Source organism: Mycolicibacterium sarraceniae, assembly GCF_010731875.1.
Taxonomy (GTDB): Bacteria; Actinomycetota; Actinomycetes; order Mycobacteriales; family Mycobacteriaceae; genus Mycobacterium; species Mycobacterium sarraceniae.
Map to the genome: position 1 here is coordinate 75,784 of NZ_AP022595.1, position 23,884 is coordinate 99,667.

General features: G+C 67.0%; 24 protein-coding genes and 1 pseudogene. 10 read left to right on the top strand and 15 right to left on the bottom strand.

Annotated features, from left to right (window positions below; translation table 11 throughout):
- Positions 1 to 4: 4 nt before the first annotated feature.
- Entirely contained in the window at positions 5 to 244 is a 240-nt protein-coding gene (locus G6N13_RS00400) for a redoxin NrdH (protein WP_163694356.1), read from the bottom strand.
- A 455-nt stretch (positions 245 to 699) separates the two neighbouring features.
- Positions 700 to 1,242 (bottom strand): NAD(P)H-dependent oxidoreductase, encoded by a 543-nt coding sequence (locus tag G6N13_RS00405; RefSeq protein ID WP_163694357.1) that lies wholly within the window; start codon positions 1,240 to 1,242, stop codon positions 700 to 702.
- Between the two features lie 87 nt (positions 1,243 to 1,329).
- Here G6N13_RS00405 and G6N13_RS00410 point away from each other — a divergent pair, with 87 nt between their 5' ends.
- A complete protein-coding gene (locus G6N13_RS00410) occupies positions 1,330 to 1,929 on the top strand; it encodes a TetR/AcrR family transcriptional regulator (protein WP_163694358.1) in 600 nt (199 codons plus the stop codon).
- A pseudogene (locus G6N13_RS00415) lies at positions 1,926 to 2,367 on the top strand (Y-family DNA polymerase). Before G6N13_RS00410 ends, G6N13_RS00415 begins: the two are co-directional and overlap by 4 nt.
- A gap of 4 nt (positions 2,368 to 2,371) precedes the next feature.
- Here the strand turns inward: G6N13_RS00415 and G6N13_RS00420 are convergent.
- On the bottom strand, positions 2,372 to 3,241 hold the full coding sequence (locus G6N13_RS00420; RefSeq protein WP_163694359.1) for an SDR family oxidoreductase: 870 nt from the start codon (positions 3,239 to 3,241) through the stop codon (positions 2,372 to 2,374).
- A gap of 3 nt (positions 3,242 to 3,244) precedes the next feature.
- Positions 3,245 to 3,883: a TetR/AcrR family transcriptional regulator gene (locus G6N13_RS00425; RefSeq protein WP_163694360.1), complete on the bottom strand. Its 639-nt coding sequence runs from the start codon at positions 3,881 to 3,883 to the stop codon at positions 3,245 to 3,247.
- A 131-nt stretch (positions 3,884 to 4,014) separates the two neighbouring features.
- Between G6N13_RS00425 and G6N13_RS00430 the strand changes: the two genes are divergently transcribed.
- Positions 4,015 to 5,499 carry a cytochrome P450 gene (locus G6N13_RS00430; RefSeq protein ID WP_163694361.1) on the top strand — a complete coding sequence of 495 codons (1,485 nt, stop codon included), beginning with the start codon at positions 4,015 to 4,017 and terminating at the stop codon, positions 5,497 to 5,499.
- Between the two features lie 5 nt (positions 5,500 to 5,504).
- On the opposite strand, the gene G6N13_RS00435 is transcribed toward G6N13_RS00430, so the two are convergent.
- From G6N13_RS00435 to G6N13_RS00450, 4 genes are all read right to left on the bottom strand, one after another.
- Positions 5,505 to 5,972, bottom strand: coding sequence for a 2-isopropylmalate synthase (locus tag G6N13_RS00435; protein ID WP_163694362.1), 468 nt, complete (start codon positions 5,970 to 5,972; stop codon positions 5,505 to 5,507).
- Positions 5,973 to 6,325: 353 nt separating this feature from the next.
- Positions 6,326 to 7,369, bottom strand: coding sequence for a phosphotransferase family protein (locus G6N13_RS00440; protein ID WP_163694363.1), 1,044 nt, complete (start codon positions 7,367 to 7,369; stop codon positions 6,326 to 6,328).
- Positions 7,366 to 9,522 carry a PP2C family protein-serine/threonine phosphatase gene (locus G6N13_RS00445; RefSeq protein WP_163694364.1) on the bottom strand — a complete coding sequence of 719 codons (2,157 nt, stop codon included), beginning with the start codon at positions 9,520 to 9,522 and terminating at the stop codon, positions 7,366 to 7,368. The genes G6N13_RS00440 and G6N13_RS00445 overlap by 4 nt, the downstream gene beginning before the upstream one ends.
- A gap of 102 nt (positions 9,523 to 9,624) precedes the next feature.
- Positions 9,625 to 10,623, bottom strand: coding sequence for an NAD-dependent epimerase/dehydratase family protein (locus G6N13_RS00450; RefSeq protein ID WP_235677884.1), 999 nt, complete (start codon positions 10,621 to 10,623; stop codon positions 9,625 to 9,627).
- A 71-nt stretch (positions 10,624 to 10,694) separates the two neighbouring features.
- On the opposite strand from G6N13_RS00450, the gene G6N13_RS00455 reads away from it, so the two are divergent.
- A complete protein-coding gene (locus G6N13_RS00455) occupies positions 10,695 to 11,111 on the top strand; it encodes a hypothetical protein (RefSeq protein WP_163694366.1) in 417 nt (138 codons plus the stop codon).
- A 23-nt stretch (positions 11,112 to 11,134) separates the two neighbouring features.
- On the opposite strand, the gene G6N13_RS00460 is transcribed toward G6N13_RS00455, so the two are convergent.
- Positions 11,135 to 11,863 (bottom strand): neutral zinc metallopeptidase, encoded by a 729-nt coding sequence (locus tag G6N13_RS00460; protein ID WP_235677885.1) that lies wholly within the window; start codon positions 11,861 to 11,863, stop codon positions 11,135 to 11,137.
- A 10-nt stretch (positions 11,864 to 11,873) separates the two neighbouring features.
- Here G6N13_RS00460 and G6N13_RS24640 point away from each other — a divergent pair, with 10 nt between their 5' ends.
- Positions 11,874 to 12,284, top strand: coding sequence for a hypothetical protein (locus tag G6N13_RS24640; RefSeq protein ID WP_235677886.1), 411 nt, complete (start codon positions 11,874 to 11,876; stop codon positions 12,282 to 12,284).
- A 1-nt stretch (position 12,285) separates the two neighbouring features.
- Here G6N13_RS24640 and G6N13_RS00465 read toward each other — a convergent pair whose 3' ends face one another.
- Complete coding sequence (locus G6N13_RS00465) at positions 12,286 to 14,451, bottom strand: acyl-CoA dehydrogenase family protein (RefSeq protein ID WP_163694367.1); 2,166 nt, start codon at positions 14,449 to 14,451, stop codon at positions 12,286 to 12,288.
- 55 nt (positions 14,452 to 14,506) lie between these two features.
- Entirely contained in the window at positions 14,507 to 15,265 is a 759-nt protein-coding gene (locus G6N13_RS00470; RefSeq protein WP_163694368.1) for an SDR family NAD(P)-dependent oxidoreductase, read from the bottom strand.
- 160 nt (positions 15,266 to 15,425) lie between these two features.
- Here G6N13_RS00470 and G6N13_RS00475 point away from each other — a divergent pair, with 160 nt between their 5' ends.
- Positions 15,426 to 16,967, top strand: coding sequence for a molybdopterin-dependent oxidoreductase (locus tag G6N13_RS00475; protein WP_163694369.1), 1,542 nt, complete (start codon positions 15,426 to 15,428; stop codon positions 16,965 to 16,967).
- A 39-nt stretch (positions 16,968 to 17,006) separates the two neighbouring features.
- Entirely contained in the window at positions 17,007 to 18,542 is a 1,536-nt protein-coding gene (locus G6N13_RS00480) for an ATP-dependent DNA ligase (RefSeq protein ID WP_163694370.1), read from the top strand.
- Here the strand turns inward: G6N13_RS00480 and G6N13_RS00485 are convergent.
- Genes G6N13_RS00485 through G6N13_RS24645 form a run of 3 tightly spaced genes read right to left on the bottom strand, consistent with a single transcriptional unit; the run spans position 18,539 to position 20,739 of the window.
- Positions 18,539 to 19,213: a maleylpyruvate isomerase family mycothiol-dependent enzyme gene (locus G6N13_RS00485; protein ID WP_163694371.1), complete on the bottom strand. Its 675-nt coding sequence runs from the start codon at positions 19,211 to 19,213 to the stop codon at positions 18,539 to 18,541. The two genes, G6N13_RS00480 and G6N13_RS00485, sit on opposite strands and share 4 nt — an antisense overlap.
- A 15-nt stretch (positions 19,214 to 19,228) precedes the next feature.
- On the bottom strand, positions 19,229 to 20,446 hold the full coding sequence (locus G6N13_RS00490) for a nuclear transport factor 2 family protein (RefSeq protein ID WP_235677887.1): 1,218 nt from the start codon (positions 20,444 to 20,446) through the stop codon (positions 19,229 to 19,231).
- The gene (locus tag G6N13_RS24645; RefSeq protein ID WP_235677888.1) at positions 20,389 to 20,739 is read right to left on the bottom strand and encodes a hypothetical protein; all 351 of its coding nucleotides are present in this window, start codon (positions 20,737 to 20,739) and stop codon (positions 20,389 to 20,391) included. The genes G6N13_RS00490 and G6N13_RS24645 overlap by 58 nt, the downstream gene beginning before the upstream one ends.
- 189 nt (positions 20,740 to 20,928) lie before the next feature.
- Here G6N13_RS24645 and G6N13_RS00495 point away from each other — a divergent pair, with 189 nt between their 5' ends.
- Together G6N13_RS00495 and G6N13_RS00500 are read left to right on the top strand one after the other, a co-directional pair.
- Positions 20,929 to 23,223 carry a carbon starvation CstA family protein gene (locus G6N13_RS00495; protein ID WP_163694372.1) on the top strand — a complete coding sequence of 765 codons (2,295 nt, stop codon included), beginning with the start codon at positions 20,929 to 20,931 and terminating at the stop codon, positions 23,221 to 23,223.
- The gene (locus G6N13_RS00500; protein WP_407663852.1) at positions 23,223 to 23,360 is read left to right on the top strand and encodes a YbdD/YjiX family protein; all 138 of its coding nucleotides are present in this window, start codon (positions 23,223 to 23,225) and stop codon (positions 23,358 to 23,360) included. Before G6N13_RS00495 ends, G6N13_RS00500 begins: the two co-directional genes overlap by 1 nt.
- On the opposite strand, the gene G6N13_RS00505 is transcribed toward G6N13_RS00500, so the two are convergent.
- A complete protein-coding gene (locus tag G6N13_RS00505) occupies positions 23,357 to 23,500 on the bottom strand; it encodes a hypothetical protein (RefSeq protein ID WP_163694374.1) in 144 nt (47 codons plus the stop codon). The genes G6N13_RS00500 and G6N13_RS00505 overlap by 4 nt on opposite strands.
- Positions 23,501 to 23,690: 190 nt before the next feature.
- Here G6N13_RS00505 and G6N13_RS00510 point away from each other — a divergent pair, with 190 nt between their 5' ends.
- Positions 23,691 to 23,849 carry a hypothetical protein gene (locus tag G6N13_RS00510; protein ID WP_179965050.1) on the top strand — a complete coding sequence of 53 codons (159 nt, stop codon included), beginning with the start codon at positions 23,691 to 23,693 and terminating at the stop codon, positions 23,847 to 23,849.
- Positions 23,850 to 23,884: the final 35 nt, after the last annotated feature.

A 23,884-nucleotide genomic window follows, 5' to 3' on the forward strand; every position in this document is an offset into this window, starting at 1 on the left:
GTCGCTAAACGGTCAGTGCGGCACCGGCGAGGGCGTTGATCCGGTCGGGCCGGAAGCCCGACCAGTGGTCACCGCCGGCAACCACGACTGGTGCCTGCAGGTACCCCATCGCCATCACGTAGTCGCGGGCGTCTGCGTCCTCGGAGATGTCGACAACGTCATAGGCCAGCCCCTGCTTGTCCAGGGCTTTGTAGGTCATGTTGCACTGCACGCAGGCGGGCTTGGTGTAAACGGTGATGGTCATCTGCGAATGGCTCCTCAGCGAAACATAGAGATGGACTCGAGACGGTCACGGGATGGTCTGTGCGCAGGCACTCACGTACTTTGAGCGAGCTTTCGGACCATGAAATTCACTGGCTGCCGGGCCGCTCGGACCGACATCTCAGCTTCGGTTCCGGCGCTCCGGCGGCCCTGTGCCTCTCGGGTCTGTCGGCTTGCTGAACACTACACCTAGTGTCCGACAGCGAGAAGAGATACAACATGTTCTGAATAACAATTGTGAAATTCCCTGGTCGTAAGCGCTCCGGCGCCACCCGTGTCGGCGTGTCGCATGTCACAACACGCCGAGCGTGACCGTCCACGCCTAGATCTACCAGTGAGCACCGACAAGGTCGGCCGTCCAGGACTCCCAGACCCGCCAGATAGCAAAACCGCCGGCGCGTCGGCACCGGCGGCTTCGCGAGCTTTGGGGAACGGGGGTCAGCCGACTTCGGCGACCAGCTTTTCGACCACATCGCGCACCGCGGCGGCAACTTCGGCGTTCTCGCGGGGGTGCTTACCATCCAGGGTCTTGGCCGGCACCGACAACTTGACCGACTCCACCACCCGCGGCCCGGCGACACCGAACGACTTGCGGGTTTCGTCCTGCGCCCACACCCCGCCGTACTGGCCGAACGAGGCCCCGATCACCGCCAGCGGCTTGTCCTTCAGCGCGCCATCGCCATACGGCCGCGACAGCCAGTCGATGGCATTCTTCAGCACGCCCGGGATGCTCGCGTTGTATTCCGGCGTCACCACCAGGGTCGCGGCAGCCTCCGCGGCCGCCGCGCGCAACGCCACCACCTCGGCGGGTGCATCCTCGGTATCGATGTCTTCGTTATAGAACGGCAGGTCGCCCAGCCCTTCATAGATCGTCAGCGTGACGCCCTCGGGCGCGGCCTCCGCCGCCAGTTCCGCGAGCTGTCGATTGACCGATGCCGCCCGAAGGCTGCCTACCAGCGTCAGAACCTTGATATCCGCCATGTCCGCAATCCTCTCAATCCTCCGAGATCCTTGCACGCAACAACCGGACTACGGTCCGTTTTATTTCCGCTGAGCTAAACTCTGGGAGTGAGCGCGATCGAGCGAGCCAGTGAGCTGCCGGTTTCGACGCCACAAGAACGCGGGGACGCCGCCCGCAACCGGCTCCTTCTGCTCGACGCCGCCCGCACCCTGATCGCGCAGCGCGGTGCCGACAACGTCTCCATGGACGATATCGCCGCGGCGGCCGGCGTCGGCAAGGGCACGGTGTTCCGTCGATTCGGCAGTCGCGCCGGCCTGATGATGGTCCTGCTCGACGAGGACGAGCGCGCCATCCAGCAGGCTTTCCTGTTCGGGCCGCCGCCCCTGGGTCCCGACGCCCCTCCCCTGCAGCGACTGCTCGCGTTCGGTCGCGAGCGGCTGCGCTTCGCCCAGACCCACGGCGCGCTGCTGTCGGAAGCCAACCGGGACCCCGACACCCGCCATAGCGCCCCGTTGGCCGTGATGCACACCCACGTCCGGGTCCTGCTCGAATCCGCAGGCACCACAGGTGATCTCGACGCACAGGCCGACGCGCTGCTGGCGCTGCTGGATGCCGATTACGTCAACCACCAACTCGAGCGTGGCCTGTCGCTGGACGGCCTCGGCGATGCCTGGGACACCGTCGCGCGCAAGTTGTGCGGGCGTTGAGCGCGCTGTCTCCCCGCGACTGGGTCCTGCATGTGGACCTCGATCAGTTCTTGGCCTCTGTCGAGCTGCGCCGCCACCCTGAGTTGGTCGGCCTGCCCGTAATCGTCGGCGGCAGTGGCGATCCCACCGAGCCGCGCGGACTGGCGTGTTCGGTCGGTATCAGCGACAACAAACAGCGCGCCAAAGTGGCCACCGGCTTCGGCAAACCCGACGGGGTCTACACCCTCACCGACGCCAACTGGATGGAGGTGATGGGCGCTCGTCCGGTCGACGCACTCTGGGGTGTGGGGCGCCCGCACCAAGATCCGCAAGCTCGACCAGTCCAGCGTCGACCCCGAGGTGATCATCGCCGCCGCACTGCGGGTGCTCGACCTGTTCGAACTCGACCGCCCGGTACGCCTGCTCGGCGTTCGCCTGGGATTGGCGCCGCCCGCTTGAGGTGTCAGGGCGGCGGGGTGAAGGTGGCGCTGCGCGGCCGCAGCGCGCGGGTGAAGATCACGTTGACCTGCCGCATCGCCACGCTGTAGGGCCACCACGCAAGACGTTTGAACGCGTAGAGCGCGCGGATATCTGGCGAGGTATAGATCAGGTAGCGATTCCTGCTGATGCCGGTCAAAATATTCTCGGCAACCTTCTCCGGCGTCACAGCGTGGCCGCTGAACAGCCCCACCCACCGTTTGACCCTCGGATGCTCGCGGTCGACCCCGACGATCTCCACGGTGCGCACCAGCGGTGTGTCGACCGCGCCGGGCACCACCAGGGAGACACCGATGCCGTGGCGGGCCAGATCGAACCGCAAGACCTCCGAAAGTCCGCGCAGCCCATACTTACTCGCGCTGTAGGCGGCATGCCACGGCAGCGCGACCAGGCCGGCGGCCGAGGAGACGTTGACCAGCTGACCACCCCGGCCCGCGGCGACCATCGGCGGTAGGAACGTCTCGATGACGTGGATCGGGCCCATCAGGTTGACGTCGATCATCGACCGCCAGTGCCGGTGGGTGAGTTGCTCGACGGTGCCCCAGGCCGAGATGCCGGCGATGTTCATCACGATGTCCATCGCCGGGTGGTGGGTGTGGATGTCGGCGGCGAAACCGGCGACCGCGTCGTAGTCGGCGATATCGAGTGCCCGGTGCGCGGGCACGACAGCACCCAGCGCGCGGACGTCAGCCACGGTCAGTTCGAGCCCGTCGGCGTTGACGTCGGTCAGATACAGTTCGGCACCGTCGCGGGCCAGCCGAAGGGCGGTGGCCCGCCCGATACCGCTGGCCGCGCCGGTGATGAACACCCTCTTACCCGCGAAGCCGTCAGCCATGCGCTATTCGCCGACCTGTCCGCCCCAAAGCGCATGCAGCCACAGGCTTTCCAGAATCTGGACCGCCCGGTCCAGGTCACGATCGGGCCCGATGAAGGCGGACTCGCCGGACAGTGTGAAGGCCGTAGTCGCCGCGAGGCTGCGAACCAGGCCCCGAATGTCGTCATTGATCGGGTCGGCGGTGCCGTTCCAGATCTCGGCCTCGACGATCGGCACGATCTGATCGATCACCGCGTCGTTGTACGCATCCAGGATCTCGCGGATCTCGGCGTCGGTGTGACGGGCGGCGTTACACGCCGACATCACCGGATCGTTGTGCGCGTAAACCACCGCCGCGCTGCGCACCATCCGCTTGGCGAACGCCGTGGGGGTCTCCTCGGCACCGCGCGGCGCGAACTGGTGGGTGAGTTCCTCGAGCTCGTGAGCGGCCTCGCCGACGATGTGGGCGAGCACCGCGTACTTGGAGTCGAAGTAGAAGTAGAAGCCGGAGCGGGCGACACCGGCCCGGTCGCTGATCGTGCTGACCGACAGTTCGGCGAACGGTTTCTCTTCGAGCAGCTCACGCACAGCCTGGACGATGGCGTGCCGCTGCTTATCGCCGCGCCGACGGGGCGCCTCGACAGGTTCCTGCTGCGCGGTCACCCGTTTACCTTGCACCACGCCGCGGTCGAAATGAAACTTGACATGCGTCAAGAAAACTGGCGAGGATGGGGTCCAGGTGTGGCCCCGGCCACAGCAAGCCGGTTGCCCGCCCCCTGGCCCGAGGAGCGTTGATGCCCACGATCACCAACCCGCAGTATTTGCTGGACCAGGCGAAACGCCGCGTCACGACATCGCCGATGCTGACGCTGCCTGGCATGGGTCTGCTGGAAAAGCGGCTCAATGCCCGCGACTGGCCACAGCATGTGATGGCCCAGCCGCCGGCCGGTAGTGATCTCAAGCCCGTGATGGGTGACGGCGGACTGCCAATCATCGGCCACATGGTGGAGATGTTCCGGGGCGGACCCGATTTCTGGCTGCAGAACTACCGCAAGCACGGCCCCGTCATGCTGCTCGATTCACCGATCATCCCGACTGTCGCGGCGCTGGGCCCCGACGCCGGCCGGGCGATCTACTCCAACGGCAACAAGGACTACTCGCAGCAGGGCTGGACTCCGATGATCGGGGCCTTCTTCAACCGCGGCCTGATGCTGATGGACTTCGAAGAACACCTGTTTCACCGCCGGATCATGCAGGAGGCGTTCCACCGCAGCCGCCTGGTCGGCTACACCGAACAGGTCGACAAGGTCGTCTCACAGGTCGTTGCCAACGACTGGGTGGCCAACGATCCGCGCTTCCTGCTCTACCCGGCGATGAAGGAGCTCACCCTCGACATCGCCTCGATGGTGTTCATGGGCCATGAGCCGGGCACCGATAAGGAACTGGTGACCAAGGTGAACAAGGCCTTCACCGTCACCACCCGGGCTGGCAATGCGATCATCCGCACCGGCATCCCGCCGTTCACCTGGTGGCGCGGCCTCAAGGCCCGCGAATATCTGGAGGGCTACTTCGAGGAACGCGTGCGGGAGCGGCGCGGCAGGGACGGCTCCGACCTGCTGTCCGTGCTGTGTCAGAGCGAGGACGAGGACGGCAACAGGTTCTCCGACGACGACATCGTCAACCACATGATCTTCCTGATGATGGCCGCACACGACACCTCGACGTCCACCGCGACGACGATGTCGCACTACCTGGCGGCCAACCCCGAGTGGCAGGAGCGCTGCCGCGACGAGTCCGACCGGCTCGGCGACGGCCCGCTCGATATCGAGGCGCTGGAAAAGCTCGAGTCCCTGGACTTGGTGATGAACGAGTCGATCCGACTGGTCTCACCCGTGCAGTGGGCGATGCGCCGCACCGTGCGCGACACCGAGCTGCTCGGGTACTACCTGCCCGAGGGCACCAACGTCATCTACTACCCGGGCATGACCCACCGGCTCGAAGAGATCTACCCCGACCCGTACACGTTCGACCCGGCCCGCTTCACCGAGCCGCGCAACGAGCACAAGAAGCACCGCTACGGGTTCACCCCGTTCGGCGGCGGCGCGCACAAGTGCATCGGCATGGTGTTCGGCCAGCTGGAGATCAAGACGATCATGCACCGGCTGCTACGCCGCTACCGGCTCGAACTGCCCCGCCCGGGCTACCAGCTGAAGCAAGACTATGGCGGCATGCCGGTGCCGATGGACGGTATGCCGATCGTGCTGCGGCCCCTGCACTGAGGAAATCAGGCCGCGAGAAGGCGGTTCGCGCAGGCGACGACGGCGCGTAGCGCCGACTGAGTGGGATCGTCCGACCAGCCCATCGCCCATTCCCAGCGTTGACCGTCGCAGCCCTGCACGAAGGTCGCGGTGTGCGCACCGGAGACCAACTGGTGGAAGTGCGTCATCTCGACGCCGATCCCCCGCTCGTAGAGCATCGCGGTGAGGGCCGCAACCGGCCCGCTGGCGTCCGCGGTGGCTGTCTCGATGCGGTCGCCGACGGCGAGAGTGGCGCGAAACCGGCGGGGTTGAAGACCAAGCCGGGACAGGTCATCGCATTCCCAGGCGCCCAGGCGCACTGGGCCGCCGCTCGGGCTGTAGGTGGCGGTGAACACACTCCACGGCATGGTTTCGGCGTGTTCGCGCAGTCCGGCAGGAAGCGGCGCGCAGAAGTGCGGTAACGGTTCAGAGATTGTGGTGCTGTGCGGAGTCATGGATCGGTCTTCTCATCGAACGGAGGCTGACCGACGTCGTAGTTCGACCCCACAACGGGGGGTCGGTCCGGATCAGACCCCGCTGCAGGTAACTACTACGAGAAGCGCACTATGCACGTCCGCGATGCTAGACCTCGCCGCGCGGCCGATGCAAACGAGTGACATCCATGCCCTATCGTCCGCATAAGCTTTCACTGCAGAGGAGTTGATATGTGCTATCCCGTTGAATGCCCGCGCTGCCACAAGACCACTTGGGAAGGGTGTGGTGAGCACGTCGACCAGGTGATGCGCGATGTGCCACCGGCACAGCAGTGCACCTGCGAGCGGGCTGGTCAGCCGCAGAGCTGACCCGATCACACGAAGGGGTTGTACCCCGACGTCACACGGACACCCAGGCCGATCAGCCGGCTCGCCGAATCATGCAGGCGTTCACCGGCGTCACGATGCGCCTGCCCGGCCAGGAATCGCGAGTAGATGCCCTCGATGACAATCGCCAACTTGAAGCAGGCCATGGCGACATACCAGTCCAGGTGATCTGTGCGCCGGCCGCCGGCATCGGCATAGGCGGCGATGAGTTCGGAGCGACTGGGTAGACCGCCGAGTGCGGCCAGTTCCCGGCCGGCGTTGATCGGGTCGGGATCCTCCGGCCAGCAGACCAGGATCCAGCCCAGGTCCAGTAGCGGGTCACCGATGGTGCACATCTCCCAGTCGACGAACGCCGCGACCTCGGGGACCTCGCGGCGCAGCAGGACGTTGCTGAGGTGCGCGTCGCCGTGCATGATGCCGGGCTCCCCATCGGGTGGCCGGTTCCCGTCAAGCCAGTCGGCGAGCGGCCCGACGTCGAGCGACTCCGGCCGGTAGTGGTCGTGACGGTAGCTCTCCAGCAGCCCGATGAAATTCGGAATCTGACGCGCCAGAAAGGATCCCGGACGGTGCAGCTGCTGCAGTGGGCGGCCCCGCCACAGCGCAGCGCTCAGCCGGGCTAAGTCGGCGGCATAGTTCAGGCCGACCTGATGGCGCATCCGCGGATCGGCGACGTAGGCCGGCGCCACCTCAGTCAGCGGGTTGAAGCCGTCGACGTCCTCCATGAGGTAGAAGACGACGCCGAGTACGTCGAGATCCTCACAGCCGGCGATGAATTCGGGGTGGGGCACCGCGCTGCCGGCCAGCGTCTGCAGCACCGCGATCTCGCGCTGCATCGTGCGGTTGCTGTTGGGGCGGGGATGTGGCGGTGGCCGGCGCAGCACCACGCTGCGGCCGTCGACCCGCAGCCGCACGACGACGTTCTGGGTGCCGCCGGTCAACGGCTCGACATCGCTTACCGCCGAACCGATTCCACGCTCACGCACCCAGGTGCTCAGCGCCCCTACCGCAGCGTCGTCGAGCGTTCCCGTCAACGGTCAGCCGATCCGTTCACGTCGATCGCCCCGAAACGCACCGCGACCACGCAGACGTCATCGTCGCGGGGCGGCGGTGCCAGCGTCTGCGTCAACTGCCGGCAGGCCGCCGGGAGGGGCTCGTCACCGCTCCACTGGGCCACCAGTTGCTGCACGCGCGCCATACCGGATTCGATGTCCTGGCCGCGCCTTTCGATGAGCCCGTCGGTGTACATGACGAGAATGTCACCGTCGCAGACCTCGATGTGGCCCTCGCGATACCACGCGCGCTCGACCGGGCCGAGCACGGGACCATGCGCACCCGCGAGGCGGATGACCGTCCCGGTCCCCGCGCGCCGAAGCACTGGCGGCGGGTGCCCGGCCGATGCGTAGGCCAGGGTGGCCGTCGCCGGATCCAGCACTGCCACGGCCATCGTCGCGAACTTGCCGTTGCTGGCCTGACGGGTGAACGTGTTGAGGGCGACAAGCAGCTGCGCCGGTGCCAGACCCTGGAATGCCAGCGCCCGCCCGGCGCTGCGCAGCTGCGCCATGTCCTCCACCGCGGGAAGCCCATGGCCCACTACGTCGCCGACCGTCAAATACGTCTGCCCGTGCGGCAATTCGAGGGCGTCGTACCAGTCACCGCCGAGTCCTTGCTCCACGTCGGCGGGTTCGTAGCTCACCCCGACGTCCATGCCGGGAATCGCGGCGGGACTGGTCGGCAGCACCGCCGCCTGCAGCACCGCCGCGCGGGCGTGTTCGTCGGCATACACCCGCGCACGCACCAGTGCCTGGCCGATCATGGTCCCTACTGCCGAGGTGTAGGCCAGCTGCGCGGTGTCCAGCGGCTGGGTGTCAGCCCACGCCAGCACCAGCGCCCCGATTGCCTTGCCACCCGCCGTCAACGGCCAGCTCACAACGGCCGCACCGCCGCTGGCGACCATCCACTTGGCATTGTCGGGGTAACGGCGGCGGTACTCGGCGACCGTGCGAATCACCACGGGCTCGCCCGTGCGGACCGCGTCGGTGGCCGCGGTGGACTCGTCCAGCGCCACACTCTCGTGGAACTGATACGCCGCGAAATTGGGGTAACCGCCCATCGCCAGCCAGTCGAGTGCGGTGCCGTCGTCGTTGACCAGTGCCACCGCAAGTGCTTGTGCACCGGCGTCGTTGATCACCTGCCCGAGGACGGCGTCGCCGATCTGATTTTGGGTGAGGGCGCAGGACAGCAATTGGCCGAGGTTGGCCAGGGTCTCCAGGCGGGCTCGCTCCCGCCGTTCGGTCTGGCGTTGCTGAACGGCGGTGACCCGCCCGGCAGCTTCCTGCGCCGTAAGCATCGCGACGATCACGACGACGGCGATGAACACCTGGGCGATCGCCAGCTGACCCGGCGCGCGCAGATCCAGACTCTCGAACGTCGTGTATCCCGCGTTGGCCATGCTGTTGGCGGTGAAGGCCAGCGCGCCACCACAGAGGACAGCCCCGATCATGTCGAGTCGCAGTGCCGCCCAAGCCATCACGGGCAGCAGGAACAACGCGGGCGGGATCCCGAGCCGGAATGACACGACGGTCAGCCCTGCCATGGCGACCAGGACCAGGACTGTCTCCAGCATGCGAGCACGCAAAAGCCGGAATTGGAAGCGCCACAACAGGATCGGTCCGCCGATCAGCAGAACGCCGACCCCGTCACCGGCCCACCAGTGCAGGATCTCGATCACCGACCATGTGCCAGTGGTGATCGCGGTGGTCACCCCAGCGATGACGCCGCCGACCAGCGGGCCCAGCACCATCGCACCGCCCACGAACCGGGCCAGGTCGGCACGCTCACGCAGATCCGGCGGCCCCTTGCACCAGGCGAGCACCAGCGCGGCCCCGACCAACGGTTCCACCGAGTTGGCCAGCGCAAATCCGGCAGACGTCCCCAGTCCCGCCCCGTAGCGCAGGTCAACGGCCAGTTCGGCCACCACGATCGCTGCGACGATCACCGGCCACAGCGACCGCCGGTTGAGCAGCATCGCCGCCACCGTCACACCGGCGGGCGGGAAGAATGCCGGCCCGATCCCGGCACCGAACGTCTGCCACGACAACACCGAACCGGCCAGATAAGGCAGGGCCACCCAGCCGAACAAGCCCGCCGCGTATCCGATTCGACCGCGCATCTTCGACGCGGTCATGAAGGCCGTCCACGTGATCGGTGAATGACCCGGACCTCGTGCACGTGACGAGCGTAGTCATCCCTCGGTCAGCCGGCGGGCTTCTCCACGATCGCGGGCAAACTATCCGCGGTCGCGCCGACGGCGGTCGAAGAATTCGACCGCCTCGGCGATCGACTCGTGGACGTCTCGCGGTTGCCACCCGAGTTCACGAGTCGCTTTGGCGTGGTCCATCGGGGCCATGATGTCCATCAGCCGGACCGTGGTCGGGTTCAGCGGAAGGTCACGGCGGGTGACGGCGGCGGCAATTCCGCCCACGACACCGATTCCTTTCATCACCGGCTTCGGGATACCCCAGCGGGGCGCGGGACGGCCAGCCGCGCGTGCCGCGGTCTCGTAGAGCTCGCGGTAGGGCAGGTAGCGCTCGGAGATGATGTAGCGCTGCCCGACCCGGCCGCGCTCGGCGGCCAGCACCAGTGCCCGGGCGGCGTCTTCGATGCCGACGACCTCGGTGGACATTCCGGCCATGTAGAACGGCAGCTTGCCGGCCGCCGCGGCGGCGACCAGCGAGCCGTGCGGGGTCGGCTGCCAGTCACGCGCGCCGTAGGTATTGGACACACACAGCGCTACCGCAGGCAGTCCCTTGTCGCGGCTGTAGTCCAGCACCAGCTTCTCGGCCGCCACCCGCGAACCGATGTAACCACCGGCCTTGGCCCCCCAGTTGAAGGGGGTGTCCTCGTCGACGACGCCGGTGCCGAGCCCGATGGTCCCGATGGTGCTGGTGAACACGAACCGGTGCAGGTCGGCGTTCACCGCGGCGTCGAGAACGTGCCGCAGACCCTCCACGTTGGTGCGGTACAGCGGGGCGGGGTCGCGCAGGTTGGCGCGGGTGTCGACGACGCAGTAGAAGACGACGTCGCACCCGTCCATCGCCTCCTTCAAGGCGGCGTCGTCGAAGATATCGCCGTAGAAGCGCTGCACCGGCAGGTCGTCGATCCCGCGGGTCGAGCTGCTGGGCCGCAGCATCACCCGCACCGTCTCACCGCGCTCGATCAGCTGTCGCGTCACGTGCGAGCCGAGGAAGCCGCTCGCGCCCAGAACCAGTTTGTCGGTGCCTGCCACGCCCCGCAGCATGCCTGATGACGAGCCGAGCAGACAAGATTGCCGAAGTGTTCACAGCAATTCTTCGGGCAATGTCATTACGCTCAGTCGCCGAAGGCGAAACCGGAGGTCAAGGCATTCCTATGGACGCGACAAGACGGCCCGACGCCGTCGCGGATCGGCGCTGGGTCTCGGCCATCCTGGGCGGGCTCGGCATTCTGGCGCTCGGCGTCCTGGTCGCCGCCGTCGTCAGCATGTCCCACGAATCGGCGCACCCCGTCGGCCAGTCGCACCCGCCGGCAACCGCCGCGACGACGGCCGTGTCCGCCGCGCCGGTGAACCACACCGCGACATCCCCGTCGCCGCCCACATCATGGAGCGTGTCGGCCGTCGCCTCGACCATGGCGCCCCCACCGGCCGCGCCACCCTCAGCGGCCGCGCCCAAGCGTGAACCCAGTGTGCGGCAACGACTTCACGACATGTTCCCGAAGCTGTTTCCAGGACACTGACCGCCTAGGCGTCGCCAGCTGGCTCAGTCCTTTAGGCAGGCTTCGGCGCCGTTGAGAACACCGTTGCGGTAGTGCCGAATTCGCTCGAAGCCGGCGCCCTGACGCTCGACGTCACCGTCCACACGGAACACCAAGAGTGCGGTGATGGCTTCGTCGAGGTCGCCGGGTGAAATGCCGAAGCTGCTGGTGTCCTTGCGGTTCTGCAACAGGACGCTGGCCGTGTAGGCACCGGCGAAGCAGTCACCGCGCAGCGACTGCGTCTTGTCCTCGGACTTGTCGTTGGCGCGGGTCATCGCGGCCAGTACAAACTGGGGCATGTCGCCACCGGCGGCCTCGTCCTCGGCATTCTGGAAGGGACGCTCGACGACGATCGGGGTGTCGTCGCGGTACTCCTTGCACGCGTTGGGCCCGTTGTCGTAGCCGTCCTGGAACGCGCTGACCCGGTCGAAGCCGCTGCCGTGCGCCGAGCTGTCGATCTTGCTGGTACCCGGAGAGTCCTTCAGAGTCAGGATGCCGGCGAGGGCGTTGTCCATCTCGGCGGCGTTGACCTTGTACAACCCGGCGTCCTTGGCATGTTTGGCCCAGCCGCCGGCGCAGCAGTCAGCCTGCAATTCCTTGGTCACCGTGCGGGCGGTGAAGTTGGACCGCGCCTGAATCGCGTGGCCCCACTCGTGGGCCAGCACGATCGGGACGACGAAATCGCCGAACTTGGACTGCAAGTCGGGCAGCAACCCCGAGGCATCCCAGGCCACCACGTCCTTGGTGGAGCAGTCGAAGGCGTTGCCCGCGATATCGCTCTTGCTCTCCGCGCAAGGCGGAAGCTTCCCCGACGCCGGGGTCCACCGCGAAGAAGCCGCCCGCTACCGGCTTGTACTCGCTGCCGTAGAGCTTCGGGTATTCCTCGGACCAGTATTTCTGCAGGTCGGCGATCGCCGAAACCGCCAGCTTGTTGACCGGGGTGGACGCATCGCCGGTGATCTTGATGTCGTCGGTCTTGGCGACCTGAGACGTCGGAGATGGGACAACGGGCTTAGGCCCGCCGCAGGCCGCGAGCACAACGGTGAGCGCGACCAGCACCAGACCTTTAGTTCGTATGGGCGAACATTAGCCATCAACGGCTGCGCCCGCGATGAATACCTCAGAAACGTTTGCCAACGACACAAACCTGTGTGAATTACTTGATCAGTGGATCACGCGGCATTCCCAAGATGCGCTCGGCGATCTGATTACGTGTGATCTCCGAGGTGCCGCCAGCGATGGACAGGGCGCGAGACCCCAGCGCTGTCCGGCCTGCGATTTCCCCTTCGCCGCCATCGAGCGCCACGTCGGGGCCGACCAGGGCCGCGGCGATCGTGCCCTGCTCCTGAAACTGCTCGGCCAGAATGAGTTTGGTGATATTGCCTTCCGGGCCGGGGCCGGCACCCTCAAGGGCGCGGACCACGCGGCGCAGGTTCAGCAGCCGCAGCGCCTGGTCTCGCGCCAGGAACTTGCCGACCCACTGGATCGCACCGGCATGCCGCTCGCTGTATCGCTTGGCCAGCGACACCAGCCAGGCCGCCGCGGGTGCGATGGTGCCCGCGCCGCCGCCGATGCTGACCCGCTCGTTACCCAGCGTGGCCCGTGCGACGGTCCATCCCGAGTTCGGCTCCCCGACGACATCCTCGTCGGGGACGAACACGTCGTTGAAGAAGACCTCGTTGAAATCGGCGCCTCCGGTGATCTGACGCAAGGGCCGCACCTCAACGCCCGGCGCTTCCATATCCAGGATCACCGTCGTGATGCCGGCATGTTTGGGCACATCGAAGTCGGTGCGGACGGTGGCCAGCCCGCGCTTGGAGTAGTGTGCCCCGCTGGTCCACACCTTCTGACCGGTGATCTTCCAGCCGCCCTCCACGCGGGTGGCACGGGTCTTGACCGCCGCGGCGTCCGAACCCGCCGACGGCTCGGAGAACAGCTGGCTCCAGATCTCGTCCTTACGCAAGGCCTTCTCGACGAATCTCTCGATCTGCGAGGGAGTTCCGTGCTGGATCAAGGTCAGGATCACCCAGCCGGTGATGCCGTAATCGGGTCGCTTGACCCCGGCGGCGGCGAACTCCTCCTCGATCAGCAACTGCTCGACGGCGCCCGCGCCACGGCCCCACGGCTTGGGCCAGTGCGGCATGATGTAGCCGGTCGCGATCAGCTGGTCGAGTTGCGGCTTTTCATCAAGCTTGGCGAGTTCGACGGCGTCGGAACGGATCTGGGTACGCAGCTCGTCGGCCTCGGCCGGCAGGTCCAGGCTGTTGGCCCGGCTGTGTCCCACTTCGGTGAGGGTGAAGACATCGGTGACCGGGCCGTCGCCGCCGAGCAGCGCCTGAACAGTCAGTGCTCGCCGCAGGTGTAGATGCGCGTCGTGCTCCCAGGTGAACCCGATGCCACCGTGTACCTGAATGTTCAATTCCGCGTTGCCAACATAGGCGGGGAATGCCAGTGCGGCAGCGGCAGCGGCGACCAGTTCAAACTGCTTGTCATCCTCTGCGAAGGCACGGGCTGCGTCCCACACGACGGCGACCGCCGACTCCGAGGCCACGATCATGTTGGCGCAGTGATGCTTGACGGCCTGGAAAGTCGCGATCGTCCGGCCGAATTGCTCACGCACCTTGGCATATTCGACAGCGGTGTCCACACAGTCGGACGCGCCGCCGGCAGCCTCGGCGCCAAATAGCGTGCGGGCCAACGCAACGGCCACCGAACGGGCGCCACTGAATACATTGTCCGCCACCGCGACATCGCGCAGCGACACCCGCCCCGAACGCCGAGACCGGTCCAGGCTGCCCGGCACCTCGACCGAGACCCCGTCAGCATTGCGCTCCACCAGCAGCACATCGTCACCGGCGATCAACACCAGCAGGTCTGCCAACGCGGCACCGAGCACTACACCGGCATCGCCGCTGGCGGCCTCCCCGGCCACAGCGATATCTCCGCCGAATCCGACTGCCGCCGTGACCGATCCGTCGACCAGCCCGGGCAGCAGCCGAGCCTTCTGTTCGCCGCTACCGGCTGCCGACACCACCGCCGAGGCCAGGACCGTCGGTACGAACAAGCCAGGCGCGATCGCGCGGCCGAGCTCATCGATGACGACCACCAGCTCCGGCAAGCCGAAACCCGAACCGCCGTACTGCTCGCCGACATGGAGCCCGAGCCAACCCAGCTCGGCCAGCTCCGACCAGAACGGTGGACGGGCCTCCTCGGCATCGTCGGCCAGCAGATCGCGTGTCAGCGCCCTGGCCTTCTGCGCGGCGAGGAACGAGCGCGCAATCTCGCTGAGTTCACGGTGGTCGTCGGTCAGTGCGATACCCATCGGGTCCTCCTCGAGGCGGCGGTGCCTGGTCCCCTAATGCCCTACCACAGGCGGATCACTTAGGGGCGAAGCGCTGTCCGGCGTCGAGACGGATGCACTGGCCGTTGAGCATCGGGTTCTCAACGATCGCGGAGACCAGCTTGGCGAACTCCTCGGGCTTGCCAAGACGCTTCGGGAACGCGGCATCCTTGGTCAACGCCTTGGCGAACTCCTCGGGGATGCCCTTGGTCAGGCCGGTGGCGAACAGGCTGGGCGCGATGGCCAGCGCGCGGATACCCACCGGGCCCAGGTCGCGGGCCATGGTCAGGCACATGCCGGCGATACCGGCCTTGGCGGCGGTGTAGGCGACCTGGCCGATCTGACCCTCGAACGCGGCGATCGAGGCGGTGTTGATGATGACACCGCGCTCCTCGTCCTCCGGCTCGTTGTTGGCCATGTGCGCGGCCGCGAGCCGGCTGATGTTGAAGCTGGCAATCAGGTTGAGATTGATCGTGCCCTGGAAAGTCTCCAAGGCGTGCGGGCCGTTCTTACCGAACGTCTTCTCCGCGACACCGCCGCCAGCGGTGGTCAGCACGACGTGCAGGCCGCCGAGGGCTTCGACCGCCTCGGCCAGCACCTTCTCGGTGCCTGCGAAATCGGTGACGTCGATCGGAAGGAACGGGCCGCCGACACCGGACGCGACCTCGGGACCGTCGGTGCCCTCGCGGTCGAGGATCGCCACGCTGGCGCCCTGCGACGCCAGCCGCTCGGCGCTCGCCCGCCCGAAGCCCGATGCGCCGCCGATGACGACTACCTTCTTGCCCGAGATCTCCATCCGATACTCCTGTCGGTTGACGCCGGCACGCTAACCGTGCGGTTAGGCGTTCGCTATCCCATTCGCGGGAGCCACGACGGCGCCCGAGCCGGTACGCACGTTACCGGCCGTCACAAAAAGGTCATGAACAAGGGTGTCTACCCAGCGGTAGGTTGGCTCCATGGCCCAATCCACAACCGGTCCGCGGATGGGCGCCGGGGTGGCGGCCGCCGCCGTCGCCCTCGGCGTAGTGCAGCTGACGGCTGCGTTCTTCTCACCGGCCGCCGACGCCCGCACCGCGGTGGGCACCGCAGTCATCAACCTGACCCCCGGACCGGTGAAGGAATGGGCGATCCAGACGTTCGGGACCGCGGACAAGCTGTTCCTGTCGGTGGCCGTGATCGCGGTCATCGGGGTGCTGGCCGCCACTGCCGCGATCTGGGAGCGCTCTCGCGTTCCGGTGGGCACGCTGGCATTCCTGGCCGCCGCGGTGGCCGGCTGCGCGGCGGTGCTGACCCGCCCCGGTGCCGGGATCGTGGACATCATCCCGACGCTGCTCGGTATGGCGTCTGGTGTCGCGGTGCTGCGGGTGCTCACCGGCCGGATCGACGCCAATGAGACGCCGCCGCCCCAAGACACTGAAGACGCGCAAGTCGACTCCGGCCGCCGGCTGTCCCTGTTGACATTCGGCATCGGCGGCCTCGGATTGCTCAGCGGCATCGCCGGTGTGGTCATCAACCGCCGGCTGCACTCGGTGTCCGGCGACCGGGAGAGCTTCGCGCTGCCCTCGGCCCCGCCGGCGTCACCCGTTCCCGCCGATGTCACGCCGCAGGGCGTGCAGCTGCCCAGCTTCATCACTCCCAACGGCGACTTCTACCGTATCGACACCGCGCTGAGCGTCCCGCAGCTCGCGCGCGCCGACTTCCGGCTGCGCATCCACGGCATGGTCGACCGCGAAATCACCTATACCTTCGCCGACCTTGCGAAGTTCGAACCGATCACCAAGACCGTGACACTGACCTGTGTGTCCAACCCGGTCGGCGGCAATCTGATCTCAAACGCCACCTGGACCGGCTATCGGGTTGCCGACCTGTTGCGCGACAGCGGAATCCACCCGGACGCCGATATGGTGCTCTCGACGTCGATCGACGGGTTCACCGCAGGCACCCCGGTGGAAGCACTCACCGACGCGCGCGAGTCGATGCTCGCGATCGGGATGAACGGCGTGCCGCTGCCGGTCGAACACGGCTATCCCGCCCGGCTGGTGGTGCCCGGACTGTACGGCTATGTGTCGGCCACCAAATGGGTGGTGGACCTGGAGCTGACCCGCTTCGATCGGGCGCAGGCCTACTGGACCAAGCTCGGCTGGTCGGAGCGCGGTCCGATCAAGACCGAATCGCGCATCGACGTGCCCCGCGACGGCCAGAAGGTGGCCAAGGGTCCGGTGACGTTCGGCGGGGTGGCGTGGGCCCAGAACCGCGGTGTGAAGGGCGTCGAGGTGCGTATCGACGACGGGCCTTGGCAGCCGGCTCGGCTCGGCGCGACTTACTCCAATGACACCTGGCGGTTGTGGAGCTTCCCGTGGACCGCCACCCAGGGCGGCTTCCATACCGTCACCGCTCGCGCGACCGATAACACCGGTGCGGTTCAAACCGAAGATCAGGCGCCGCCCGCCCCCGACGGTGCGACGGGCTGGCCCGCGGTGTCGTTCGAGGTGGCCTGACGCCAGCTTGTTGTCGGCCGTCCGTGCCACTCTGGACCCATGTTGCTTGGCGATGTCGCGGCCGCGTCCGACGATGTGGCGGCGACCTCGTCGCGGCTGGCCAAGGTCGCGCGGATCGCCGAACTGCTCACCGGCGTCGGCGACCCGCAGCTGGTGGCGGTCGTGGTGTCGTGGCTGTCCGGAGAATTGCCGCAGCGCCAGATCGGGGTCGGCTGGGCGGCGTTGCGCTCGCTCCCCGACGCCGCGGTAGAACCGACGCTGACGGTGGCGGGCGTCGACACGATCTTCAGCGAGATCGGGGCCGTGGCGGGCAAGGGCTCCCAGGCCCGGCGCGCTGAGCTGCTCACCGGCTTGTTCAGCGCAGCCACTCCCACCGAGCAGGTCTTTCTGCGACGGCTGCTCGGCGGCGAACTACGCCAGGGCGCCCTAGCCGGGGTGATGGCCGATGCGGTCGCCAAGGCAGCGGGCGTGCCGGCCGCGGCCGTGCGCCGGGCCGCGATGCTCGGCGGCGCTCTGCCAGCCGTCGCTGCATCGGCGCTGACCGGCGGGACCGATGCGCTGAGCGGATTCACCTTGACCGTCGGCCGGCCGGTCGGCCCGATGCTGGCCCAGACCGCGACCGGGGTGGCCGACGCGCTCGAGCGCCTCGGCGGCGACACCATTTTCGAGGCCAAGCTCGACGGCGCCCGCGTGCAGATCCACCGCAGCGGCGACGAGGTCACCGTCTACACCCGCAGCCTCGACGATGTCACCGCCCGGCTGCCGGAAGTGGTGGACGCAGCGCTGGCGCTGCCGGTCACCAAACTAATCGCCGACGGTGAGGCCATCGCGCTACGACCCGACAAGCGTCCGCACCGATTCCAGGTCACTGCGTCCCGATTCGGCAAGAGCACCGATGTGGCCGCAGCCCGGGCGGCACAACCCCTTTCGGTGTTTTTCTTCGACATTTTGCATCTCGACGGCGTGGACCTGCTCGACGAGCCGACCCAGGCGCGACTTGCGGCGCTGGACGCGATCGTTCCTGCTGAGCAGCGGGTCGACCGGCTCGCCACTACTGATGCGCTTGCGGCGCAAGACTTTCTGGACGTCACGTTGGCCGCCGGCCACGAAGGCGTGATGGCCAAATCACCCACCTCCCCGTACGAGGCAGGCCGCCGGGGTGCGGGCTGGCTCAAGGTCAAACCGGTGCACACCCTGGACCTGGTGGTGCTGGCCGTGGAGTGGGGCTCGGGACGACGCACCGGCAAGCTCTCCACTATCCATCTGGGCGCGCTGGACCTGCAGACCGGGGCGTTCCTCATGCTGGGCAAGACCTTCAAGGGCATGACCGACGCGATGCTGGATTGGCAGACGGCGCGGTTCACCGAACTGGCCACGAGCCCGCTCGATCAATACGTGGTCCAGGTGCGCCCCGAGCAGGTCGTCGAGATCGCGTTCGATGGTGTGCAAGGCTCGAGCCGCTATCCCGCCGGCATGGCATTGCGGTTCGCCCGCGTGCTGCGCTACCGCGACGACAAGAGCCCGGCCGAAGCCGACACCATTGACACCGTGCGGGCGTTCTACGAGCGTGGCTAGGACACCGGGATCGGCTGATCGTCGACCCGGGTGCCGAACACACCGAAACCGTGCAGCATCTCTTCGGTCGGTGTTGGCGTCCACTCCCATGCGGCGATCTGGCGCAGCGAGCGCCGGCTCAGGTTGGCGCGCAGCAGTTCATAGCCGTCGGCCCGCAGCAGCGTCATCGGTTCCCCTGAGCCGCAGCTCCACTGCTGGTCTTGGTCATCCACGACGAGCAGTGTCGTGCTGCGCCGCAGTTGTCTACCGAGATAGAGCATCGTCACGTCCAGGAACGGCTGCCAGTGCTGCCGATCCACCCGCGGAAGTCCCAGTGCCTCACGCAGATCAGCCTCATGGCAGATGGTGTCAATGGCGAGGTTGGGCCCGTAGAGCTGCTCGTCTGTCAGGCTGGCGTCGGCGGCCGCGCTGATGCGATCCCATTCGTCCATCAGTTGGCCGACCGAGTTGCGCCGGCGTTCCCGCACCTGACGTGCCGTCCACTCATCGCTTGTCACCCCGTCCAACCGCCCGCTGATGGCGTCAGATGCACAGCCGACGAGGTGTGCCAGCAGCTCGTGGACTGTCCATCGCGGCGTCGCGGGCACCTGCAGTTGAAGCTGGTGGTCGCTGAGGGCGCAAGCGAGTTCGTTCACCCGACCGCGGGCCGCGCGATACGCAATCTCGAGCATGTCAACGGCTCCGTCTCAGTAGGCGGTGTTCTGCGAAAAGGCAAGCAGCCAGCCGCTATCGGTGCGCACGGCGACAGTGGTGTTGCGTCGCTTCACCCTGCGCAGCCGGCCGGTGAGCACGGCACGGGCTTGGATCAGCGCCACGTCGGGCGTCAGATACCGCAGGCGGGTGATCTCGGTTCGCCCCCGGCGGCGCTTGGCCTGACCGTCGACTAGCGCGCGGATCTGACGTTCGTCGGGTTGGCTCACCGACGAATGCACCGAGGACGCCGGCCGGTACATCGCGGGCCGCGGGTGCCGGAGGTTGGCGAGCACGATTCGCGCCAGCAGGGCTGGGTCCTTCAACCGCGCCGGTGAATCGATGAGGCCGCGGACCCGCAGGATCCGTTCGGCCACAGCAATATCCGTGCTCGCCGCCCGCAGTGCCGCCCGCTGAATCCAGGAATTCACTCGCCGCGCCCAGACCGATTCTTGGACGCTGGGCGCTGGCCGGTCAAGAGCCCGGTTGGCGGCCCAGACGGCTCCGATGTGTCCGGCAGCAGCGGAATAGAACCGTCGCGGCAGATCACCGGTGCCCGCCCGCAGGCAGTCACGCAGCGACAACGCCTCCAGGGCGGCCATCGTCATGCCCTGCCCGTGCAGCGGATTGAGGCTGCACAACGCGTCACCGAGAACCACCAGACCCGACGGCGGATGCGGCATGCGGTCGTAACGCCGCCACACGGCGCCGGTGTTGCGGGAGACCGAGATCTCCCCCACGCATGTCGCATCGCGCACACCAGCCATGATCGTCGCCGGCAGCAAGCGCTGCGCCGATTCCAGCATCTCCGCGAAATTCTCTGGCGGGCCGCCACATTCGGCCGGGCTGGAGATCGCCAACATCCACGTGTCGTTTTCGTAGGCGACCATCAACGCCCCCGGCGCCCGGCTGCCCTGGTTCACGAACACTACGCGCTGCCCGATGCGTCCCGGTGGGATGCTCAGCAGCTGGCTGGAGTATCCCCCGGTTGACGGGATCCTCTCTTCCGGCACAACACCGAGGCCCTGGGTCGCCAAGAAGTGCGACGTGCGCCCCGCGCGCCCCGTTCCGTCGACCACCAGTTCGGCGGCCAGCATCTCGGCGATACCGCTGTCGCGGTTGATGATTCGCACACCTGTGACGCAATCCCCGGTCATCATTGGTGCCACGATGTTGCGCCGGTCCAGGATCGTGACGTTCGCCAGCGCGTCCACGCGCCGGCGTAGATGGAACTCCAGGAACGGACGGCTGGGTCGACAACCGCCCCGGCCGCTCCGAGTTCCCTCAGAAGCCCTGGAAACAGTTCGCCGATCGCCTGCGTGCCACGACTGAGGAGACTATGCAGATGCCGTCCCTGCGGCACTCCGGTGCGCTGCTCGGCGCGATCGGGCAGTCCGTCGCGGTCGACAACGGTGACCGACCCATAGAAGTCCGAGAGCACCCGCGCTGCGAGTAGCCCCGCGATACCAGCACCCAAGACCACCGCCTGCGAACCCAGTTCAGCCATCCGGTGACCGTACCCCAATTCTAAGAAAATTAAGATAAACTTGTGGTAACACTAAGAAGTGCGTTGGGCGAGGCTTCCACCTGCGGCCCCGAACCGGGGAGCAGCGTTTCCGGGTTCCCCCGACTGGTGAACCTGTGAATGGAAAGATCAGCAGACGAACCTGACACTGCACGTCGAGGGAGAAACACTGTGGCTGCACCGACCGCCCAGCCGTCGGAACACATCGAGGACATCAAGGGCGACATCACCTACATCCGCACCGAGAAAGATCTGCCACCGGTCGCCATCGTCGACCGCTCGCCGATCACGACCAGGCACAAGCTGATCTTCGGTGCCATCGCCGTCCTCGGGGCGATCGCGTGGACGCTGATCGCGTTCCTGCGCGGCGAGACCGTCAACGCCGTGTGGTTCGTGATCGCCGCGATCTGCACCTACATCATCGGCTATCGGTTCTATGCCCGGCTCATCGAGATGAAGATCGTCCGCCCTCGCGACGAGAATGCCACGCCGGCAGAGATTTTCGAGGACGGCACCGACTACATGCCGACCGACCGGCGGGTTCTGTTCGGTCACCACTTCGCCGCCATCGCGGGCGCCGGCCCACTGGTCGGTCCTGTGCTGGCTATGCAGATGGGCTATCTGCCCGGCACGATCTGGATCATCGTCGGCGCTGTGTTCGCCGGCTGCGTCCAGGACTACCTGGTGCTCGCGATCTCCACGCGCCGGCGCGGTCGCTCATTGGGGCAGATGGCCCGCGACGAACTCGGCGCCGTCGGCGGCGCCGCGGCGATCATCGCCGTGCTGGTCATCATGGTGATCCTGCTGGCCGTGCTGGCCCTGGTCGTGGTCGGCGCGCTGGCCGAAAGCCCATGGGGCGTGTTCTCCATCGCGATGACGATTCCGATCGCCATCTTCATGGGTTTGTATCTGCGGTTCCTGCGGCCAGGCCGGGTCTCCGAAGTCTCGCTGATCGGCGTCGTTCTGCTGCTGCTGGCCGTGGCCGGTGGCGGCTGGGTCGCCGGAACCGATTGGGGCGCAGACTGGTTCACACTGTCGAAGGTCACCCTGTCGTGGTGCATCATCGTCTACGGGCTGGCCGCCTCGGTGCTGCCCGTGTGGTTCCTGTTGGCGCCGCGTGATTACCTGTCGACGTTCATGAAGGTCGGCACGATCGCGCTGCTGGCGGTGGGCATCCTGGTGAGCCGCCCGGTCATGAACGCGCCGGCGATCTCGCAGTTCGCCTCGAACAGCTCGGGTCCGGTGTTCGCCGGCTCGCTGTTCCCGTTCCTGTTCATCACCATCGCGTGCGGGGCGCTGTCGGGCTTTCACTCTCTGATCTCCTCGGGCACCACGCCCAAGCTGCTGGAGAAGGAAAGCCAGATGCGGCTGATCGGCTACGGCGGCATGCTCACCGAGTCGTTCGTGGCGATCATGGCGCTGATCACCGCCGCGATCCTCAACCAGCATCTCTACTTCGCGATCAACGCGCCCTCGGCCCAGACCGGAACCACTGCTGAGACCGCGGCCAAGTACGTCAACAGCCTCGGCCTGTCCGGTTCCCCGATCACCGGGGCCGAGATCACCGAGGCCGCCAAGAGCGTGGGTGAGCACTCGATCGTCTCCCGCACAGGCGGCGCGCCGACATTGGCGTTCGGCATGTCCGAGGTGCTGCATCAGGTGTTCGGCGGCGCCTCGCTGCGGGCGTTCTGGTACCACTTCGCGATCATGTTCGAGGCGCTGTTCATCCTGACCACCGTCGACGCCGGAACCCGGGTCGCCCGGTTCATGCTCTCCGACGGCCTGGGTAACCTGGGCGGTCCGCTGAAGCGGTTGCGTAACCCGAGCTGGCGGATCGGGGCGTGGATCTGCAGCCTGCTCGTGGTGGCCGGCTGGGGCTCCATCCTGCTGATGGGTGTCACCGATCCGCTCGGCGGTATCAACACGCTTTTCCCGCTGTTCGGCATCGCCAACCAGCTGTTGGCCGCGATCGCGCTGACCGTCGTCACCGTCGTGGTGGTCAAAAAGGGCCTGCTGAAGTGGGCGTGGATCCCCGGCATTCCGCTGCTGTGGGATCTGGTGGTCACCCTCACCGCGTCGTGGCAGAAGATTTTCTCCGGCGATCCCAAGCTCGGCTATTGGACCCAGCACTTCCAGTACCGCGCCGCCGTGGAGGCCGGCAAGACGACGTTCGGTTCGGCGAAGAACGCCGATCAGTTGAACGCCGTCATCCGCAACACCTTCATCCAGGGGACGTTGTCGATCGTGTTCGCCGTCTTGGTGATCATCGTGGTCCTGGCCGGAGTGATCGTGGCGCTGCGGGCTATCCGCGGCGGCGGGCGCGAGCTGAGCGAGGACACCCCGGTGCCGTCGAAGATCTTCGGGCCGTCGAGCCTGATGGCCACCTCCGCGGAGAAGGAGGTGCAGAAGCAATGGGACGCGCTACCGTCATCGCACGCCAAATCCGTTGGTACGTCGGCGCATTGATGGGCGATAGCCACTACCGCCGCTACGTCGAGCACCGGGAGCGCACGCGCCCCGGCGAAGCGGTGCTCAGCGAGGCGCAGTACTGGCGCATGCGGCACGGCCAGCAGGACGCCAACCCGGGCACCCGCTGCTGTTAGCAGGCGTCGACCACCCGGTCGCAGAACTCCCGCATCGCCTCGAACAGCCGCGCATGGGGCTCGTCGACGGTGTCGACCCACCCCTGTGCGGCCGCGACGCCCCAGCCCGTCCAGTGCCGCTTTCGACAGATGAAAGCCATCCATCGGCAGGTACGCCACGCCGTCGAGCAGAGCGGTCACGTCACCGAGCAGAAAATCGAGAACACTGTCGCGGTCGTAACCGATGGCTCACCGCCTTCGATACGCCGGGTAGGTCCGGGGGCTGATGACTGTAGAACAGGATCTCTCGTGACTCCACGCCGGAAGACACGCAGTCGGGGGATCGTTCGGGTGGCCGCCGAGGTCGAGTACCTGCGCGTCCAGGACGACCGCAGCGGCTGGGATATCAACACCGGCGCATTCTCCTGGTTCAACAATTCCGGTGTCGCCGTCGTGATGCGGCGCGATGTCGAGCTTCTACACCGACCGGTATCGACCCGCGTCCGGTAACGGCGCCACCCAGACCGGCACCCTGAGCAGGCTCG

Coding starts and splice junctions, on each gene's coding strand:
- G6N13_RS00400 (WP_163694356.1), bottom strand. CDS start 244: ATGACCATCACCGTTTACACCAAGCCCGCCTGCGTGCAGTGCAACATG.
- G6N13_RS00430 (WP_163694361.1), top strand. CDS start 4,015: ATGCCCACGATCACCAACCCGCAGTATTTGCTGGACCAGGCGAAACGC.
- G6N13_RS00405 (WP_163694357.1), bottom strand. CDS start 1,242: ATGGCGGATATCAAGGTTCTGACGCTGGTAGGCAGCCTTCGGGCGGCA.
- G6N13_RS00455 (WP_163694366.1), top strand. CDS start 10,695: ATGTCATTACGCTCAGTCGCCGAAGGCGAAACCGGAGGTCAAGGCATT.
- G6N13_RS00445 (WP_163694364.1), bottom strand. CDS start 9,522: ATGACCGCGTCGAAGATGCGCGGTCGAATCGGATACGCGGCGGGCTTG.
- G6N13_RS00435 (WP_163694362.1), bottom strand. CDS start 5,972: ATGACTCCGCACAGCACCACAATCTCTGAACCGTTACCGCACTTCTGC.
- G6N13_RS00485 (WP_163694371.1), bottom strand. CDS start 19,213: ATGCTCGAGATTGCGTATCGCGCGGCCCGCGGTCGGGTGAACGAACTC.
- G6N13_RS00470 (WP_163694368.1), bottom strand. CDS start 15,265: ATGGAGATCTCGGGCAAGAAGGTAGTCGTCATCGGCGGCGCATCGGGC.
- G6N13_RS00465 (WP_163694367.1), bottom strand. CDS start 14,451: ATGGGTATCGCACTGACCGACGACCACCGTGAACTCAGCGAGATTGCG.
- G6N13_RS00475 (WP_163694369.1), top strand. CDS start 15,426: ATGGCCCAATCCACAACCGGTCCGCGGATGGGCGCCGGGGTGGCGGCC.
- G6N13_RS00420 (WP_163694359.1), bottom strand. CDS start 3,241: ATGGCTGACGGCTTCGCGGGTAAGAGGGTGTTCATCACCGGCGCGGCC.
- G6N13_RS24645 (WP_235677888.1), bottom strand. CDS start 20,739: ATGGCTGAACTGGGTTCGCAGGCGGTGGTCTTGGGTGCTGGTATCGCG.
- G6N13_RS00480 (WP_163694370.1), top strand. CDS start 17,007: ATGTTGCTTGGCGATGTCGCGGCCGCGTCCGACGATGTGGCGGCGACC.
- G6N13_RS00505 (WP_163694374.1), bottom strand. CDS start 23,500: ATGGCTTTCATCTGTCGAAAGCGGCACTGGACGGGCTGGGGCGTCGCG.
- G6N13_RS00500 (WP_407663852.1), top strand. CDS start 23,223: ATGGGCGATAGCCACTACCGCCGCTACGTCGAGCACCGGGAGCGCACG.